This window comes from Bartonella sp. JB63 (assembly GCF_002022665.1).
GTDB lineage: Bacteria > Pseudomonadota > Alphaproteobacteria > Rhizobiales > Rhizobiaceae > Bartonella.
Genome location: NZ_CP019788.1, coordinates 761,250 through 778,269, shown reverse-complemented (window position 1 = coordinate 778,269; position 17,020 = coordinate 761,250). Strand labels below are relative to the sequence as shown.

At 34.8% G+C, this 17,020-nt stretch carries 12 protein-coding genes and 2 tRNA genes; 2 read left to right on the top strand and 12 right to left on the bottom strand.

Going from position 1 to position 17,020, the window contains the following annotated elements; translation table 11 throughout:
- Positions 1-72: 72 nt before the first annotated feature.
- The 3 genes from BJB63x_RS03390 to BJB63x_RS03380 form a co-directional block, all read right to left on the bottom strand.
- Positions 73-147 (bottom strand) — tRNA-Val (locus tag BJB63x_RS03390).
- A 92-nt stretch (positions 148-239) separates the two neighbouring features.
- Positions 240-602 carry a cell cycle two-component system response regulator CpdR gene (gene cpdR / locus BJB63x_RS03385; protein WP_078719006.1) on the bottom strand — a complete coding sequence of 121 codons (363 nt, stop codon included), beginning with the start codon at positions 600-602 and terminating at the stop codon, positions 240-242.
- A 393-nt stretch (positions 603-995) separates the two neighbouring features.
- The gene (locus tag BJB63x_RS03380; protein WP_078719005.1) at positions 996-1,883 is read right to left on the bottom strand and encodes a serine aminopeptidase domain-containing protein; all 888 of its coding nucleotides are present in this window, start codon (positions 1,881-1,883) and stop codon (positions 996-998) included.
- 276 nt (positions 1,884-2,159) lie between these two features.
- Between BJB63x_RS03380 and BJB63x_RS03370 the strand changes: the two genes are divergently transcribed.
- Positions 2,160-2,657, top strand: coding sequence for an Hsp20 family protein (locus BJB63x_RS03370; RefSeq protein ID WP_078719534.1), 498 nt, complete (start codon positions 2,160-2,162; stop codon positions 2,655-2,657).
- 175 nt (positions 2,658-2,832) lie between these two features.
- Here BJB63x_RS03370 and BJB63x_RS03365 read toward each other — a convergent pair.
- Positions 2,833-2,909 (bottom strand) — tRNA-Pro (locus BJB63x_RS03365).
- A gap of 199 nt (positions 2,910-3,108) precedes the next feature.
- On the opposite strand from BJB63x_RS03365, the gene BJB63x_RS03360 reads away from it, so the two are divergent.
- Positions 3,109-3,489: an iron-sulfur cluster assembly accessory protein gene (locus tag BJB63x_RS03360; RefSeq protein WP_078719004.1), complete on the top strand. Its 381-nt coding sequence runs from the start codon at positions 3,109-3,111 to the stop codon at positions 3,487-3,489.
- A 537-nt stretch (positions 3,490-4,026) separates the two neighbouring features.
- Here the strand turns inward: BJB63x_RS03360 and BJB63x_RS06735 are convergent.
- The 8 genes from BJB63x_RS06735 to BJB63x_RS03320 form a co-directional block, all read right to left on the bottom strand.
- A complete protein-coding gene (locus BJB63x_RS06735; protein ID WP_335617787.1) occupies positions 4,027-4,185 on the bottom strand; it encodes a hypothetical protein in 159 nt (52 codons plus the stop codon).
- A 135-nt stretch (positions 4,186-4,320) separates the two neighbouring features.
- Positions 4,321-5,250, bottom strand: a complete 930-nt coding sequence (locus BJB63x_RS03350) for a lipid A biosynthesis lauroyl acyltransferase (RefSeq protein ID WP_078719686.1) — start codon at positions 5,248-5,250, stop codon at positions 4,321-4,323.
- A 9-nt stretch (positions 5,251-5,259) separates the two neighbouring features.
- Complete coding sequence (locus tag BJB63x_RS03345) at positions 5,260-6,288, bottom strand: zinc-binding dehydrogenase (RefSeq protein WP_078719003.1); 1,029 nt, start codon at positions 6,286-6,288, stop codon at positions 5,260-5,262.
- Positions 6,289-6,350: 62 nt separating this feature from the next.
- A complete protein-coding gene (locus BJB63x_RS03340; RefSeq protein WP_078719685.1) occupies positions 6,351-7,625 on the bottom strand; it encodes a beta-ketoacyl-ACP synthase in 1,275 nt (424 codons plus the stop codon).
- Positions 7,626-7,640: 15 nt separating this feature from the next.
- Complete coding sequence (locus tag BJB63x_RS03335) at positions 7,641-8,816, bottom strand: beta-ketoacyl-ACP synthase (RefSeq protein WP_078719002.1); 1,176 nt, start codon at positions 8,814-8,816, stop codon at positions 7,641-7,643.
- Positions 8,817-8,826: 10 nt separating this feature from the next.
- The gene (locus BJB63x_RS03330; protein WP_078719001.1) at positions 8,827-9,111 is read right to left on the bottom strand and encodes an acyl carrier protein; all 285 of its coding nucleotides are present in this window, start codon (positions 9,109-9,111) and stop codon (positions 8,827-8,829) included.
- A gap of 202 nt (positions 9,112-9,313) precedes the next feature.
- Positions 9,314-11,653, bottom strand: coding sequence for an NADP-dependent malic enzyme (locus tag BJB63x_RS03325; RefSeq protein WP_078719000.1), 2,340 nt, complete (start codon positions 11,651-11,653; stop codon positions 9,314-9,316).
- Positions 11,654-11,990: 337 nt separating this feature from the next.
- Positions 11,991-16,565 carry a hypothetical protein gene (locus tag BJB63x_RS03320; RefSeq protein ID WP_078718999.1) on the bottom strand — a complete coding sequence of 1,525 codons (4,575 nt, stop codon included), beginning with the start codon at positions 16,563-16,565 and terminating at the stop codon, positions 11,991-11,993.
- Positions 16,566-17,020 lie beyond the last annotated feature (455 nt).

Genomic DNA, 17,020 nt, shown 5'->3' with positions numbered 1-17,020 from the left:
AAGTATAAAATCTTATTTCCGCATTTTAAAAAAGACCAGTAAATCGTTATATTACCTGTTAAATAAAAAATCTGGTGGGCGTGACAGGGATTGAACCTGTGACCCCTACGATGTCAACGTAGTGCTCTCCCGCTGAGCTACACGCCCATTTTATACAACATACACATATAAAACTATAAATGTTAATGCTTAATTGAATTTTTATAATAAAATACGAATAATTTAAAAGGGTATTTTTTTCAAGCAGCTATAAGTATTTTTTCAATTTCACTAACTAATTCACGTAAATGAAACGGCTTAGAAAGCACTTTAGCATCAGGAGGAGCATCGTGATTTGGATTTAACGCGACTGCTGCAAATCCTGTAATGAACATTACTCGTAAATCAGGATCAATTTCAGTAGCACGTCGTGCTAATTCAATTCCATCCATTTCTGGCATTACGATATCAGTAAGCAAAAGAGAAAATGGTTCTTCTTGTAAACATTCATATGCGCTAACGCCATTATCAAAGTCTGCAACTTCATAACCTGCACGTTCAAGTGCTTTTGCTAGAAAGCGGCGCATATCGTTATCATCTTCTGCAAGCAAGATTCGTTTCATCATTATGTCCAGTTGCTTTTATTTATCAAAATTTATCATATTGACGTATACAATGTAGAGCGTTTATAGGAAAAGCTAAAAATGCTTATAATAAAAATGAATGGCGAAATGGTTAATTTCTTGTCTATTATTCAGAATTCACATTATTATTTCTAATTTTTAAATTCATAATGTACATAATTTTGATCAGAAATCGAACATTTGAGTATTTTAGATTCACTTAATTACAAGTTTTATTTCTCGTCACTTCTTCTGATTCTAATCAGATAGATTAGATCAATTTCATAATTATGTCAGTTTTAGGAGCTGCTAATATTAAAAAGCTATTTTGTTATTCTCTAATTGAAAGTTTATATGGTAGACTAATATTTTAATAGTGTGAAAAGTGTGTATTTATTGATAATTACTAGGAATAAAAGAATCAAATGAGGACCAAAACTGTTTACGATAGTGTTCTTTACGCATTATCGTATCGAGTTCAGCTCCTATAATTGTGATACTATCTGTTAAGCGCGTTAATCGGCACAATTGTCGCACCTCAATATTATTCGCAATATTATTTTGATTAGCAAGGATAAACAGTGTTGGAATTTGTAAATTTCCGTGAAGTATATTTATTTTTATTGCGCCAATTGCATTGAGTGTTGAGGACATCCATCTGGATGTTGGTGGATTGAAAAGAGGATTAGAGTGCGTATTTGTATTTGCCTGTTTTAATTTTTTTCCACCTTTTACAGGTAAGAAGCCAAGGCCTATATCAGAAAAGAATTGTGTTAATTTATGTTGAAAACTATTTGTTTTATTGCCTAATGGAGCAAAAAGCGGAGAAACGCAAAGTATTCTATTGAATTGGTAATTGATAAGATTTAATCCGTTAAGTGCTATTAACCCTCCCATACCATAAGTAACCATATAGTAAGGTGGAGGACAATTTGGATAAACAAAATTTTTAAGAAATTCTGATAAGTTATTAATATAACTGTTAATATCGAAATAATTATGTCGATTCAATTTCGGTTTATTAGGTTGATTTTCCTCTCGATAAAACCAATCGAATGTCGTAGTATAAAAACCGCGTTGGGAGATTTCATTCATTGGTAAAAAATATTCTTCTATAGCATCTGCATAATTTTTCAGAATAACAACCGTTCCTTTAGCTTTTTCTGTTGCAGAATTTATTATTGCAAATCGAATCTCACGATCATTAGCTATTTTTAAATAGCTACTATGCATATCAGAGAGAGGGAAATTCCAATTTATAGAATAAAAAGGTGTTTTCAATTGGCATCCTTTATTTGATGTACGCGCAAAAGTTGATGCAAGATAAAAAAGTTTCTGTTACTTGTAATGCTGATGAATGGTTAAAAAACAGTTATTTTATTTATAAGTGTTTTTGTAAATTAAGATGCAAAAGAATTGAAAAAAGAGTTGAAATAAAAAAGATCTATTCCCAAATAAACAATACAGTCGCCATGATGGGACTGTTGGTCTGCAAATATGTCTGCCATTTGGAGACTTGAAGGATCAATTATAGTCGCTCTAAAGGAGGGCAATCTTATGCGTCAAGTAGATTTTTCGCCATTTTATCGTTCAACAGTAGGTTTTGACCATCTTCTTAATTGGTTTGATTCTAGGACACAACTAGATGATATTTCTTCTTATCCACCATATAATATTGAGCGTTTAAGTGAGGATTCTTATAGAATTTCTATGGCTGTTGCTGGTTTTTCACAGAATGAAATCGATATTGAAATGCATTGTAATCAGCTGACCATTAAAGGTGAAAAAATGCCTGAAAGTGATGGTGCTGGACGTGAGTTTCTTTATCGAGGAATCGCCTCACGTGCTTTTGAGCGACGTTTTCATTTAGCTGATCATGTTAAGGTTATTGGAGCAGAATTAAGTGATGGCCTTCTTCATATTCAACTTAAAAGAGAGGTGCCAGCTGAATTAAAACCAAGGAAGATAGTTGTGCAAGCAACACCATCTGTTATTAAAAATAGCAATAATCATAGTGCATGTACAGAAAGCTTAGAGTTTAAGGCAAAAGAATAATTATAATTTTCTAAGTTATTTAAGTAACGCGGGATAAAGATCTCGCGTTTTTTATGTTTTCTTGAAGGGAAAGTTTGAAGATTCTTTATATAAAAAGAGTAGGGTTTCAAAATTATATATGAGAATTGGAGAAGTTTTTTCTTTAGGAAGCGTAATTCTTCATATTTTCGATAAATGGTCGGAGCGGCGGGATTCGAACCCACGACCCCTTGACCCCCAGTCAAGTGCGCTACCAAGCTGCGCTACGCTCCGAATTATCCAGCACGACTAAACGACTGTTTCTTTAAAGGCAAGAAAAAAACAAAATCAAATCTATCAAAATACTCTTTTGTGGTAGGAAAAAAGTACTAATATGTACATAATTTGATTTGCTTAGTCTGACATTTATTTTTTAATAGCAAAAAAATATTATTACAGTTAAAATTCTTGTTCAGTGAAAGAAGAGTAAGCGATGAGCCATTTTTCAATAATAAGTTTAACAGAAGCTGCTATAAATCGCATTAAAACTATTATGGAAACAAAAACTGCACACGGTATTCTTGTTGGTGTCAAGAAGGGTGGATGTGTGGGTATGGAGTATACAATAGCTCTTGTAACAGAAGAAATGCATGATGATGCTGATATTGTTGAAGTTAACGGTGCTCGTGTTTTTATTGCACGGGATGCAGTATTATTTTTATTAGGAACGCAGATGGATTATGAGGTTACAACGCTTCGTTCAGGTTTTATATTTAATAATCCTAATCAAGTTTCAGCCTGTGGGTGCGGTGAATCGGTAGAGATTCGTCCTGCTTCACAAAATCAGATAAGTGAGATATATAAGAAAAATTGAATTAAATAACAGTTACTTATATGATATTTTTAATTATATCTTAAGTTATTCTAAATAGCTTTTTCTTATTATTATTTATTTTTGACTTTCTTCCAAAGATCTTTCATTTCCTTTAGAAATACATCGGTCAGCATTTTAGGTTAGGCTGAGCTGGTAGATTTTCCTCAATATTCGCAAAGCAATTCGAAAATTTTATATTAGTTTTTTTTTAAGTACTTTTTATGGATCAATATTCAAGTGATGGTGAGATTCAATATCGTGAAATAAAGATCACAGAATTCTATTTTTATATTTGAATTTTTTTCGATTTTTATTACCTCTTTTAGTTTATTAAATTCTTATTTGATTTTCGTAAAAATTTTATCACTTTCATATTATTCAAAACCAATTTTGGCAGCTGTATTTTGTAAAACGAGTGCTTTTTGATCAGTTAGTTAGGCTAATTTACTTGTGTAAGATAACATGTTAGTATCCTATATTACGTGTTGTTTTTTCTATTCATTTTTCTTTATTTTCTTGATATGTTTCCTATCTCTTCTACGAGACCACAGTTTTTTTGCTCTGTATTTCCAGAAAAATGGGAATGAGAGTAAACATTTTTGCAGTAAAAGTAAAACTTTTTTCTATAGCACGATCATGGTGTATTTGATTGCTTCGTTCAATGGCATCAATAACTTCATAAACTTTTTCAAGCATATAAAGTATAATAGACTCAAAAGTTTGTTTGATATTCTAATCGCAACCATTTTCACGATTTCGTAATGTTAGCTGCAATTGCAATAAGGTCATTGATATCTAGCATTTAATGTCTCTTCTATTGATTAATAATTATTATATATCCCAACGTTTATGAAACCACATCCATTGTCCAGGATATTCACGCACCCAAGTTTCAACAATATCGTTTAATTTTTGTGTGGAAGCGGTTAGATTGACTTCATTGTTTTCATCAAGTGGTAGGTCTACACGCTCGTATAAATCTAAACGATAGCGTCCTCCAGCTAATCGGATACAACGTGCTGGATAAATATCGCAATTATATTGTCGAGCAAGTTTTATAATTAAAGGATTTGTTTTAACTGGTCGGTTGAAAAATGTTCCAGGAATACCTCGACGAAACTTTTGGTCGACAAGTACGCCGGCGTTTTCACCTTTTGCTAATTTAGCTGCTAGTGCCCAAACTGCACCGGCTTTGGATGGTACAAGATGTCCCATAGAAGTTCTGCGAGCTTTAAGAACTTGTTTTGCAATATAAGGATTGTTAGGTGGTCTAAATAATACTGTAACATTAAGATCAAAACTTTGGGCGCATATAGGAAGGAGCTCAAAATTTCCAGTATGGGCTGTGAAAAAAATATGTGGTTTTTTTTCGTTCTTTAATCGTTGAAATATTTCAATGCCGTTGACTTCAACCAATCCTAACTTATCAGTATTGGGGTCAAAATCAAAAATTTTATCAAGAAAAACATATTCGGCTAGAAGTCTCCCCATATTTTCCCACATTTCTATTGCAATTATGCATAGTTCCTGTTCCGTTTTTTCTGGATATGCGGCTTTAAGATTGGCAAGCGCAATTTTATGACGGGGTACTAGAGGACCAAATGTTTTTGCTAACCAGGAAAAGAAAGAAAAACCAATATTAGTAGGAAGATGTCGTAAAATAGTTAAAAAACCGATTAATAGGTATGCCCAAAAAAAATTAAAACAATTTTTTATAATAATTTTAATACGATACATAAAAAATTTAATATAATACTTTATCATCAATAATTAATTAATTTTTAGGATAATTTTTCCAAAGACATCACGACTTTCCATGCGTTTTAAAGCTATATCGATTTTATCGAAGTCTATAATTGTATCAATGACAGGATACACAATTCCTTGCGCCATTTTCTCCATAGCATTTTTCATATTCTCCATACGACAACCAAATGAACCAAATATTTTCAGTTGTTGTTGAAATAATTGCATTAAATTCATAGATGTTGAAACACCAGAAGTAGAACCACAAGTTACCAAACGTGCTCCGCGTTTCATGCTTAGCATAGAACCCGCCCATGTATCAGCACCTACATGCTCAAAAACAACATCAACACCTTTTTTTTGAGTTAATTTACGAACAATACCTTCAAAACGTTCTTTACGGTAATTAATAACGTGATCTGCTCCAAGGGATTGTGCTTTTTCAATTTTATTATCTGCACCTACTGTGGTGATAACTGTACATCCCATGTTTTTTGCAATCTGAATAGCTGCTGATCCAATACCAGAACCACCAGCGTGTATTAAAATTGTTTCTCCAACTTGTAATTTTGCGTTATCAAATAGCATGTGCTCTACAGTGCCAAAGGTAATAGGAGCAACAGCTGCTTTTATTTCATCACATTCTAGAGGTGCTGACACTAATAGACGTGCTGGCAAATTGACAAATTCACAAGCAAATCCATCAAGATGAAAACCGTATATACCTTTTATATGATCGCAAAGGTTATCACGCTTTTCGCAGCAGGCTTTGCATAGACCACAAGTATGTGCTCCATAAATTGAGACGAGTTGCCCAATTTGCAAATTTTCAATACCATCTCCTAATTGAACAATTTCGCCAGAAGCTTCAGCGCCTATAACAAGTGGCATTTTTCTTTTCGCAAAGGCCATACCACGCCATCCCCATATATCAATATGGTTAAGAGCAACAGCCTTTATACGTACTGTGACTTCACCAGGATTTGGTGGTGGTGGTGGAGTAATATCAGTGATTTTAAGTTGGCGTTCATTAAATAATTGCAGTGCACGCATCATTATTCTCTTTGAATGTTTATAAAGATTGATAGTTTTAAGATCGATATAATTATAAAGGATTATCCTTGATACGCTGTAATAACAAGACTAGTATTTTGGCCTCCAAAACCAAATGAGTTGGACAAAATTGTATTTATGCGGGCTTTACGGCTATGATTAGGAACAACATCTAAAGGAATTGCAGGATCGGGATCATCGTAATTAATTGTGGGGGGGAGTATCCCTGTTTGGATGGTTAGAAGTGAAAAAACAGCTTCTATAGCACCTGCAGCAGTTAATGTGTGGCCAATTATTGATTTATTAGAAGAGACTGGGATATGCTCTAAAATATCACCAAAAACTGTTGACAATGCTAGATATTCCATCTTTTCATTTTCGGGTGTAGAAGTTCCATGTGCATTGATGTAATCAATTTCATTGATAGTTATTTTTGCGTCAGCTAATGCTTTACGGACTGATTCAATTGCAGGTGATGCATCGGGCTTTGAACGCGTGCGATGAAAATCATCTGCTGTTTCTCCACAGCCTGCCAAAATTCCTAGAATTTCTACGTTACGAGCTAAAGCACTTTGAACAGACTCAAGGACAAGAGCACCTGATCCTTCTGCCATCACAAAACCATCTCGATCACGGCTAAATGGTTTTGCTGCTTTTTCTGCTGGCTCATTTTGGGTGGAAAGGGCAGATAATAGTGAAAAACGGATCAGGGATTCTGCTGAAACAGAACCATCCGTGGCGATTGTGAGTGCGCGATTTGTTTCACCTCGTCGAATTGATTCAACACCTAACTGGATAGCTGTTGCACCAGATGCGCAAGCGGTTGAAAGTGTAATGGGAAGCCCTTTTGTTCCAAATTTTTCTTGAATTTTCTCTGCAATTATTCCAAATTGCGTGGTTTCAAAAAGCGCATGATGAGGTTTTTGGCGACAAACTTCGAGAAGGTGGGCATAGGCGGGTTCATGACTGGATATCACTTCTTTATCAAGGGCTAAGCGGGCCTTCCATTCAAGTTCAACTGGGGGAGCAGCTAGAAACAACGGTCCATTGAACTCTTCTTTATCAAGTTTTGCTTGTTCTAAAGCTTCTTCTGCAGCAAGATGCGCTAGTTTTTCCGAAAGAGCTACAGCACCGATTGTACTTTCTTCAAGAAAATCAATAGTTCCCGCAATACGTGTATTTAATCCTTCAACAGGAAAACGTGTTATTTTATGAACGCCACTAACACCATTAATTAATTTTTTCCAATTTTCCTGTTTTCCTTGTCCCAGTGATGTTACAACTCCTGCTCCAGTGATTGCTACAAGTGGACGTCCGAGATGATCATTATATTTCATCATAGAAACTTTCTTTTAGGCAGCAGTGAGGCGCACTATGCCTTCAGCTCTTTTTATACCAATTGTTGTGATAAATGCTTCATGTATTTCTTCAGAAAATGGCTTTTCATGAGAACTCAGAGATGGAAAGCTACGTTTTTTTCTAACAGCAATAGCTGCTAATGCAAGGGCTAAAGGAAACTGCGCTTCTCGCATATAACCAAATAATGTTGTAATACCGCGATAAAATATATTGGCATCGTCAAGAGCACGTTGTTCTGCTTTTGTTTCATCGTGACAACCTGAGGCAGCTGAAATTGTAAACGAAGATTCAGCCTTTACCGTTTTTAACATTGTGGTAATTGTACCTTTAAGAGAATTTTTTGTCCTATTTGTTTGGTTAGTAATGATTTGATTAATTTCAGCATAAACGCGTGCATTGCGCTTTTTTGCTTGTTCGCCATTTTCAAGAACAAGAAAAACGCCACCAGAACCAGTAATTAATCCACCACCAGGGCAATTTTTACGGGACCAAACTGGTGTCCATTTACCGCGTGTTAAGAGACCTCCAAGTTCATGAGCTAACAGCATATCATAGCTTTGCGCATTATAAGAACTTCCTACTAGAACGTGTGTGCTTTGTCCTGAGCGAATGCGTGCAGCAGCAATCTGAATAGCAGAAAGTCCGCTTCCTTCTTCACCCATAAAGGTACGAGAAGATCCAGTTACTTTATGAACAATTGAAATATTTCCAGCTAGAAGATTTGATAGTTGTGCTAAAAATAAAGTTGGCCGAAGTTCAGTAGAAAGGGCTAAATTTAACATAGACTCATAGTCAGTTGTTGTACGTGCTTTTGCAAGAATTTGTGTATCGACAGTGATATCACGTTCTCCTCCGCTAGCTGCAACAATCATATCCATTTTTGATGTTAACTGCTGATCATTTTTCATTCCTGCATCATCAAGAGCAAGACCAGCAGCATAGGTACCAAGGCGCTGCCATATTCCCATTTGCCGTTGGTCACTTCGTTTAGGGATTTGCAGGTTCCAATCAACTTCTATCAATTTGTGAACAGCATAGGGGGCAAAAGTTGTACAATCAAGGTTCGGTTTGATTGTAGGATTATTTAATTGATTCCAATGATGAATGACTCCTTCACCTAAAGAGCTTATAAGACCTATACCAGTAATGAATACATTATGATTCTGCATAACGAAAAAATTAGTCGGCTTGTTTTAAAGCAACAAGTTCATCAATTTTTGAGCAAAGGTTTTTAAGGACAAAGTACTCTTCAGTTGCGACTGAACCCTCATTGATTTCTTGAGTCCACTGCTCTAGTGGGATTTTAATTCCAAAGGCCTTATCAATAGCAAAAACAATGTCAAGAAAGTCAAGACTATCAATTCCTAAATCATCAATTGTATGACTTTCATATGTAATTGTACCGCGATCAATTTCACTGATTTCTGCAATAATATCGGCGACTTTGTCAAAAGTAGAAGACAATGTATGATTCCTTATAATGTATGATTCCTTATTATGTTATTAGCTTTATAAAAGACTTTAATTACTATTCTATCTAGCCTTTTTTACCTTAAAAAAAAAGACTTAATCCAGTATATAACTGTTTTTTCGATATTGAAAATGAATTTGCTATGAATTAAACTCTAGTTTTAAAGCGTTTCTGCAAGAAACTTTTAAGTTTTATTTACATGATTTTTGTCTTCAGTTGTTTTATTGCGAGATTTTTTCTATTTGCAGCAAGAACTGCGAGAGCTGTCATATTGACAACACCTCGTGAAGTTACTGAAGGTGTTAGAATATGTGCGGGACGCGCGGCTCCAATCAAAATAGGACCCACATGAAGTGCGTTTGTTAAATTTTTGGCGATGTTAAGTGTGATATTGGCTGCATCAAGTGTTGGAAAGACCAGTAAATTGGCTTCGCTAGTAAGACGTGAATCAGGAAAAACGCGATCACGAAGAATTTTAGAAAGCGCAGCGTCGCCATGCATTTCGCCATCTGCTTCCAAATCTGGGTATAATTCAGCAAGAATTTCGGTAGCACGACGCATTTTACGTGCACTTACTGTATTTTTGGAACCAAAATTTGAATGTGACAATAGAGCTGCTTTTGGTTTTATACCAAATGCTTCAATTTCTTGTGCTGCTAGAATTGTCATTTCTGCTATTTCTTCTGCAGAAGGATTTTCATTAACGTAAGTATCTGTTAGAAAGAGAGTACCACGTGTAGAGATAAGAAGACTAACTGCAGAAAAATGGTTAATATTTGGGTCAAGTCCAATGATTTGTTCAATCAATTCAAGATTACGTTCAAAACGACCTTCTAAACCACAAATCATTGCATCAGCTTCGCCGCGCATAACTGCAAGAGCTGCGATAGCTGTAGTTGATGTTCTTACGATTGTTTTCGCAACTTCGGGTGAAACACCGTGTCTACCCGTATAACGCAGAAATAAATTAACATAATCACGAAAACGTGGATCGTTTTCCGGATTTGTGATTTCAAAATCTATACCGGGACGAATTTTTAAACCGAAGCGTTTTAATCTTGTCTCTACTACATGTGGACGACCAATAAGAAGAGGAATGGCTGTTTGTTCTTCAAGAACAATTTGTGCGGCACGAAGAACACGTTCATCTTCACCATCAGCATAGATTACACGCTTACATTTTGCTGTTTTTGCTGCTGCAAAAACAGGTTTCATTATAAGACCAGAACGGAATACAAAACGATTAAGGATGTCATGATAGGCTTCCATATTTTCGATGGGTCGTACTGCAACACCTGATTCCATTGCTGCTTTGGCGACAGCAGGGGCAATGCGTAGTATTAAACGTGGATCGAAAGGCGAAGGAATGAGGTATTCTGGTCCAAAATTAGGGGGTGCTTTTGAATATGCACATGCCGCAACGTCTGAAGTTTCTTCACGAGCGAGGGCTGCAATTGCGTGAACTGCAGCCATTTTCATTTCTTCATTGATTGCAGTTGCACCAACATCTAATGCACCTCGGAAGATATAAGGAAAACAAAGAACATTATTAACTTGATTAGGATAATCAGAACGTCCTGTGCAGATCATTGCGTCGGGGCGTACTGTGTTGGCTTCTTCTGGCATAATTTCTGGCGTTGGGTTAGCAAGTGCTAGAATTAAGGGCTTGGAAGCCATTTTTTTTAAATACTCAGGTTTCAAGACACCAGCTGCTGAAAGACCTAAAAAGATATCCGCATTATCAATGATGTCGGCTAGGGTCCGTGCATCAGTTTTTTGTGCATAATTAATTTTCCAGCGATCCATAAGTGTTTCGCGACCTTCATACACAACTCCATCTAAGTCGCTAAGCCAGATATTTTCAACTTTTGCTCCAAGACGGACCAAAAGGTTAATACACGCTAAGGCAGCTGCACCCGCGCCTGAAGAAACTATTTTTGCATTTTCAATTTTTTTGTCAGCAAGACTTAAGGCGTTTAATACTGCTGCACAAGCGATAATAGCAGTTCCATGTTGGTCATCATGGAAAACTGGAATATTCATTTTAGCACGAAGTTGCTCTTCAATTTCAAAGCATTCCGGGGCTTTAATGTCTTCAAGATTGATTCCACCAAATGTTGGTTCTAATGCAGATACAGTTTCTACCATTTTTGTGATATCGGGTGCATCAAGTTCGATATCAAAAACATCAATATTTGCAAATTTTTTAAATAAAACAGCTTTTCCTTCCATAACCGGTTTAGAAGCAAGTGGGCCGATATTTCCTAAACCAAGAACGGCAGTTCCATTTGATATAACAGCCACTAAGTTAGAACGAGAAGTATATTGAGCTGCAAGTTTCGGATCATCATGAATTGCAAGACATGGTGCAGCAACACCTGGAGAATAAGCAAGTGCTAGATCACGTTGATTACCAAGGGGCTTTGTTGCTTGTATCTCTAGCTTTCCAGGTTTTGGGTGTTGGTGATAAAAAAGTGCTGCATTTTCAAGTTCAGTTTGCTGCAAACGAGGATTACTATTTTGTTTTTTAGACATTTTGATGATATCCAAGTAATATACATTTATATAATATATAAGCGTTGCTATTTATAATCAGTTTTACTAACTACAGATCCTGATTTCTTTTCATATTAAAGTACAGATGTAGGACAATTTTTCCGAATTGCGAAACCAATTTGTTTAGAGTTTATTGATTAATAAGTTCATTTTAATATTGGCAATATTATTTTTGTCCTTCTTAAGAAAGTTCTATAATGTTTATCAGTTTGAATAGATCACGTTTGCAGTAAAGTATATCATAATTACGTACAATAGATGAAATTGAAAAGAGAAAAAGGTGAAAAAGAGCAACTTTTTCACCTTTCTTTTTATTTTATTGAATTCGTCCACTTGCATGAGCGAGCATAGTATAAACTTTTCCAGTATCTGATATAAGATATTGCCGGGCTAAACGAATATCTCCAGAACTGCGAGATATATCACGTAATAATTTTTCAAAGTCTGAAATATATTGATTAACTGAATCTTTAAAATTTACGTCATTTAAATATTTTTTCCTAATTGTTTCAAATATTAGTTTTCCGTTCGGTGTGTACAGATGTTCAACTACGATATTTTTTTGTCCACGTTTATAACGATTCCATAACTCGATAGCAGCATTGTGATTAATGGTTTGAAGAATACCATTTACTGGTGAGTTAAGAGATTCATTCATAGAATCAGACTTTTCTTGTTCTGGTGAAGAAGCAGACGTATTATTTTCTTCACGTGAAGCTCTTTCTAAAAGATCTGATACCCATTTGTTTTGCTTTGTGTTGTTTTGTTCTGGTTGTGCAATAGGTTGTGGTGGTACTATCTTTTTATTGACTTCAGTAGCTGCACTATTTGGTGTTAACAATGTAGGCGTTATTGGTAATAATTGTTCTTTTTCAGTATTTTGCATAACACTCGTCAAGTCTTTTAGTGCTGTAATTTGTTCACTTAAGGCATGTCGAATTGTTTGTGTTGTTTCTTTTGCTTTTTCTGGTAATTTTTGAACACTTTCATCGATATCATTATTAATTTTTGAAAGCTCTAAACGAATTTCATTGGCTGAGAAGCGTATATTTTCCGCAGCTTCTGAAAAACGTGTTGAGGCCTCATTAATTAATTCATGAAGTGTTTGTTTCAGTGAATCTGTAGAGTTACGTGTATTTTTATCAGTACGCTCAAATATCAAGTTAAGAACATTTTCGTAATGTTTGATAAGTTGATTAACTTCATCAGATTTTGATACAAGAGCATTGCTTAATACAGAAAGCGCATTTTGTTTTTCTTGGAGTGTTATATTAAGTGTATTTTCTGATTGTTCAAGAACACGAATAGCTTCAGAAAGCGTTTTGGCATGTTCGCCAAAATTGCTTGTTATATAGCTAATTTGCTCAAACGTATTTTGAGAAAGCCCTTGCAAAGTCTCTACATTGTTATTGAGCTCTTGATTTGATGTTGATAAGTATTCTGCTACTTGATTGGTATTATGGAAGAAATTATTTGCAGTTTCATTAATCTGACCATCAAGACTTTGAACCGTTGATATCAATATATTACTATTTTCATGAATATTATAAATTGATTGATTCAATTGTTCAAGAACAGCTGAAACATTGTTTATAAGATCTTCTTGCACAGTGGCCATGGTTTGAATAGTTTCAGAATTCTTTTGTGCAAGAGTATTCACTAAGGATTCATTTTGTGCATGAATCCTTTGTTCGGCTTCTTGTGTTGAAAGAGAAAGCTGTTCACCAATTTGCTGTGTTAAATTACCAATTGATTCAGTTGTGTTGTATGCAGTTTGATGCAAATAATCTGTTAATTCTGTTAATTGCTCCATATTTTCTGAAATTGTAGCATATGTTTGGTTTTTTGCATCTTCTAAGCGATTGCTTACATCAGCTAGTTGATGACTTAAATTATTTTCAAAATCTAACATAGATTGATGAAGAATATTTGAACGTTCACTGAGCAATTGATCAATTGCTTCTGCTGAAGCATGAACTGTTTCGTTAATAAGTGTTTGTGCATTATTACTTGCTGTTGCGAAGGCTTCTGCAGTATGAGCTGTCTGTTCAGTCAGGGCAGAAATGACTTTCTCACTAGTTTCATGAACTGTTTGTTCAACATTTGAAACAATACGGTTGCTAGATTCTGAGATAATATTTGTCGCTTTTACAGCAACATCAGCAAAAGATGAAATAAATTGATTACTAGCAGCGACGAGAGAAGTTTCTGATTTTTCTGTTTCATTAGCCATTATTGATGCTAATTTTTCAGAAATGTTTATGAATTTTTCTTGTACGCTGTCTGTGACTGTATTAACAGAATTTTCTAATGAGATACGTATATTACTTACGCTCTCTTCTAACGCTTGTTGGACTGCTTGACTGTGTTCATTATTAAGGGCAATAGATGTTTTTAAATTGTCAGATCGCTCCTCAAAAGTGGATGTTTGCATGTCAATAGTTTCACATACTTTCTCAAGTTTTTCGGATAACGTTTCTTCCAATGTGGCTGCACGTTCAAAAACTTGACGTGCACGACTTTCCAAATTTTCATCGAATAATCCTACACGTGTCTGAAGAGTATCAAGGAATACATCATTTGATTGAGAGAGAGTATTCTTAAGGAGATCAGTATGTCCCTCAAGGTTTTTCATATGATTTTGAACGGTTTCTGTAATGGCCTTGTTATTATTAATAATTGCATTTTCGACCAAGTCTACTTGTTGTTTTAATGCCATATCAATATGTATATCACTTTTAGCGATGAGATTATGGATTGTTTCCATACGTTGTTCGAGTGTACGTGCTTGATCTGCAAGAACTTCATTAAGAGAAAAACTATTGATAGCTAAAGAATCACGAAGAGCATCTGCACGTATATCAATATTTTTAGCTTGTTCTTCTAAAGCATTTTTAGTTATTTCGCAGCTTTGTGTGATGACTTCTTGTAATTTTTCTGTACATTGAACTATGTCGACAGCATGATCTTTAGTATGTTGATCAACAACTTGAATATTCTGATTCAAGATCTTTTCAACGTCTGAAACATTTTTTGTCAATACATCAATTTGATCTTTTAATGTGTCAGCTATTTTATTTTTTTCGCTGTCAAGCATATTTGCTATTACATCTCTTTGATCGGCGATTTGTGCTTTGAAGTCTTGCGAGCGCTCACCTATAATATCGATAATTGCATTATCAACATTTTTAATTTCTTCTTTCAGAACTTTTTTGCTTTCATTAATAGCAGAAAGAATGTGATCATGCCCATTTGTAAATACATTCGCAATATCAGTAGTTATTTCTTTAAGATTTACGTTGATTTGAGAGGCATGAGCTTCCAAGAAGCCACCAAGCTTTTCAGCATTATTTTCTAATTCTTTACTGCGTGCGATAAAGGATTCGATAATGGTATCACTGTGTTCTTTAAGAGATAAGTCAACATTTACTAGACGATTTCCAAACGCTTCAATTGCTTCCGAGGTTATATTATCAAATTTAGAAGAGAGTTTATGTGCTTGTTGATCAAGTTGTATGATTTTTTCATTGAAATCTTGTAATGATTGATTATTACGGTCAATAATCGCTTCGTCCAATGTTCTAAATTTTTCATCAACACTAGATAAAGTTTGATCTGTTGCAGTTTGTATATGTGTTGCAAGTTTGGCAATGTGCATTTCAGCTTTAACAATTGTTTCATCGAAGGTTTTTTCTAATTGTTTTTCATTGTTATCAAAACGTTCTGCAAAAGTATCAAAGGTTTTTCCTAATACATGAAAAAATTCTGTATTTTTCTGCTGAACTTGTATTGTCGTTTCATTAAATTTTTCAAAGAGCTGATTTGTTACACCATCACCTGCACAAGAGAGCTTTTTAATAAGATCTTCCCCTTGTTTTTGTAGAGTTTGAGAAAGAGTTTGCGCAAGTTGTTTAACATTGGTTGCAATTTTAGAAGTAGCTAAGTCAAATTCATCGCTCAGTTGCTCTTGTGTTCCTTTTATTACTGTTTGTACGCGATCAGCATGATTCAAAATCGCTGTACGTTCATTATTTAATTCCTTAATTAAGGTATAAATGCGTGATTCATTTTCAGAGTAGGCCCGTTCAAGATTATGAACTTCGCTTTGGATAATGGCTTCGAGTTCAACAGCACGACCGAGGGTACGTTCGATCCCCTCATTCATTGCAGCTACTTCTTTACGAATGGTTTGACTTATAGCAATAGCCTGCTTTTCAGAGATGTTCTGCGGTTCGCTAAGGCGTTGTGCAGCATTTGTCATGATAACGGCAATATTATGCAATTCATTTGAACGTTTTATCAGTTGAGCAAAACCCCATGACATAAGGATAGGAATTGTAGTTCCTGCCGCTACAGCTAATCCAAGGGGAGATGTAATAAAGGTAATGATATTTGCTAAAGAGTTTAGTCCAGAAGGAGCTAGCTTATGAGCAATAAAAGCACCTCCTGTTGTCCATAAAGCACTAAGAGCTGTTGTACTCCAATAAATTCGAGAAACAGTATTTCGTTTTAGTGATCTGAAATTGAAAGGAACTGTCATATCATCATTAGCAGGGAGAGGCTGCGTAGGTAATAATGTATCACGTACGGTTCCACCCGAAAGTTCATGGATGGGCTTTTGACCAAAAAGCAATTCAACAACTGATTCATCAACAACAGCATTGTCATGAATGTTAGAGGCAATAGACGAAGCTTCATTTTCAGATTCAGAAAGAATTTCTTCTTCCGAAGTAGCAATTTTTTGAATCAAATCATCTACATTAATTAGACTTTCAGCGTTATTTGATGTTATTTTTTCAATCTCTGTATTATTAAAGTCAAAGTTCATTGCCTTTTCAAGAGCTTCTTCGACTTCAATTTCAAATGTTTGCAATTTGGTTCTGCGTGCCATACTCGCCTCATACTCTTACAGATGGAAAAGGATACACCCTTATCCAGACAACTCGATATACTAACCTTTAATTGTTTAGAAAGGAATACATTTAAAGAAAAATTTAAAAACTTATCAAGATAAAGTTAACGCAACTTTTTTTATGTATTCAAAAATAGCAAAAAATATATAAAAAACAATATAATAAAAAATTTTTTCTTATCACAAAACCTCTATAATATATAATCAAGTTGAAAGAAAATATTACAAGTTTAGTGTACCGAATGGAAAAATTTAATAGAAGTTATAGTTAAATATAATGTTCCAGGGGTCATTACAAAATGTGAGGAGATATTAATACGCAATATATGGTATTTATATTGATGCTCAATTGGTGATCATATTACTCTGCCTTCTTCTATGAAAAGGAAACATAGTTAGATAGGCTAATTGTTTATTACTTAAAAAACAAGCAT

Bases quoted from the DNA above. Each gene is read 5' to 3' on its own strand.
- BJB63x_RS03360 (WP_078719004.1), top strand. From the start codon at position 3,109: ATGAGCCATTTTTCAATAATAAGTTTAACAGAAGCTGCTATAAATCGC.
- BJB63x_RS03340 (WP_078719685.1), bottom strand. From the start codon at position 7,625: ATGAAATATAATGATCATCTCGGACGTCCACTTGTAGCAATCACTGGA.
- BJB63x_RS03325 (WP_078719000.1), bottom strand. From the start codon at position 11,653: ATGTCTAAAAAACAAAATAGTAATCCTCGTTTGCAGCAAACTGAACTT.
- BJB63x_RS03335 (WP_078719002.1), bottom strand. From the start codon at position 8,816: ATGCAGAATCATAATGTATTCATTACTGGTATAGGTCTTATAAGCTCT.
- BJB63x_RS06735 (WP_335617787.1), bottom strand. From the start codon at position 4,185: ATGCTTGAAAAAGTTTATGAAGTTATTGATGCCATTGAACGAAGCAAT.
- cpdR (WP_078719006.1), bottom strand. From the start codon at position 602: ATGAAACGAATCTTGCTTGCAGAAGATGATAACGATATGCGCCGCTTT.
- BJB63x_RS03345 (WP_078719003.1), bottom strand. From the start codon at position 6,288: ATGCGTGCACTGCAATTATTTAATGAACGCCAACTTAAAATCACTGAT.
- BJB63x_RS03320 (WP_078718999.1), bottom strand. From the start codon at position 16,565: ATGGCACGCAGAACCAAATTGCAAACATTTGAAATTGAAGTCGAAGAA.
- BJB63x_RS03370 (WP_078719534.1), top strand. From the start codon at position 2,160: ATGCGTCAAGTAGATTTTTCGCCATTTTATCGTTCAACAGTAGGTTTT.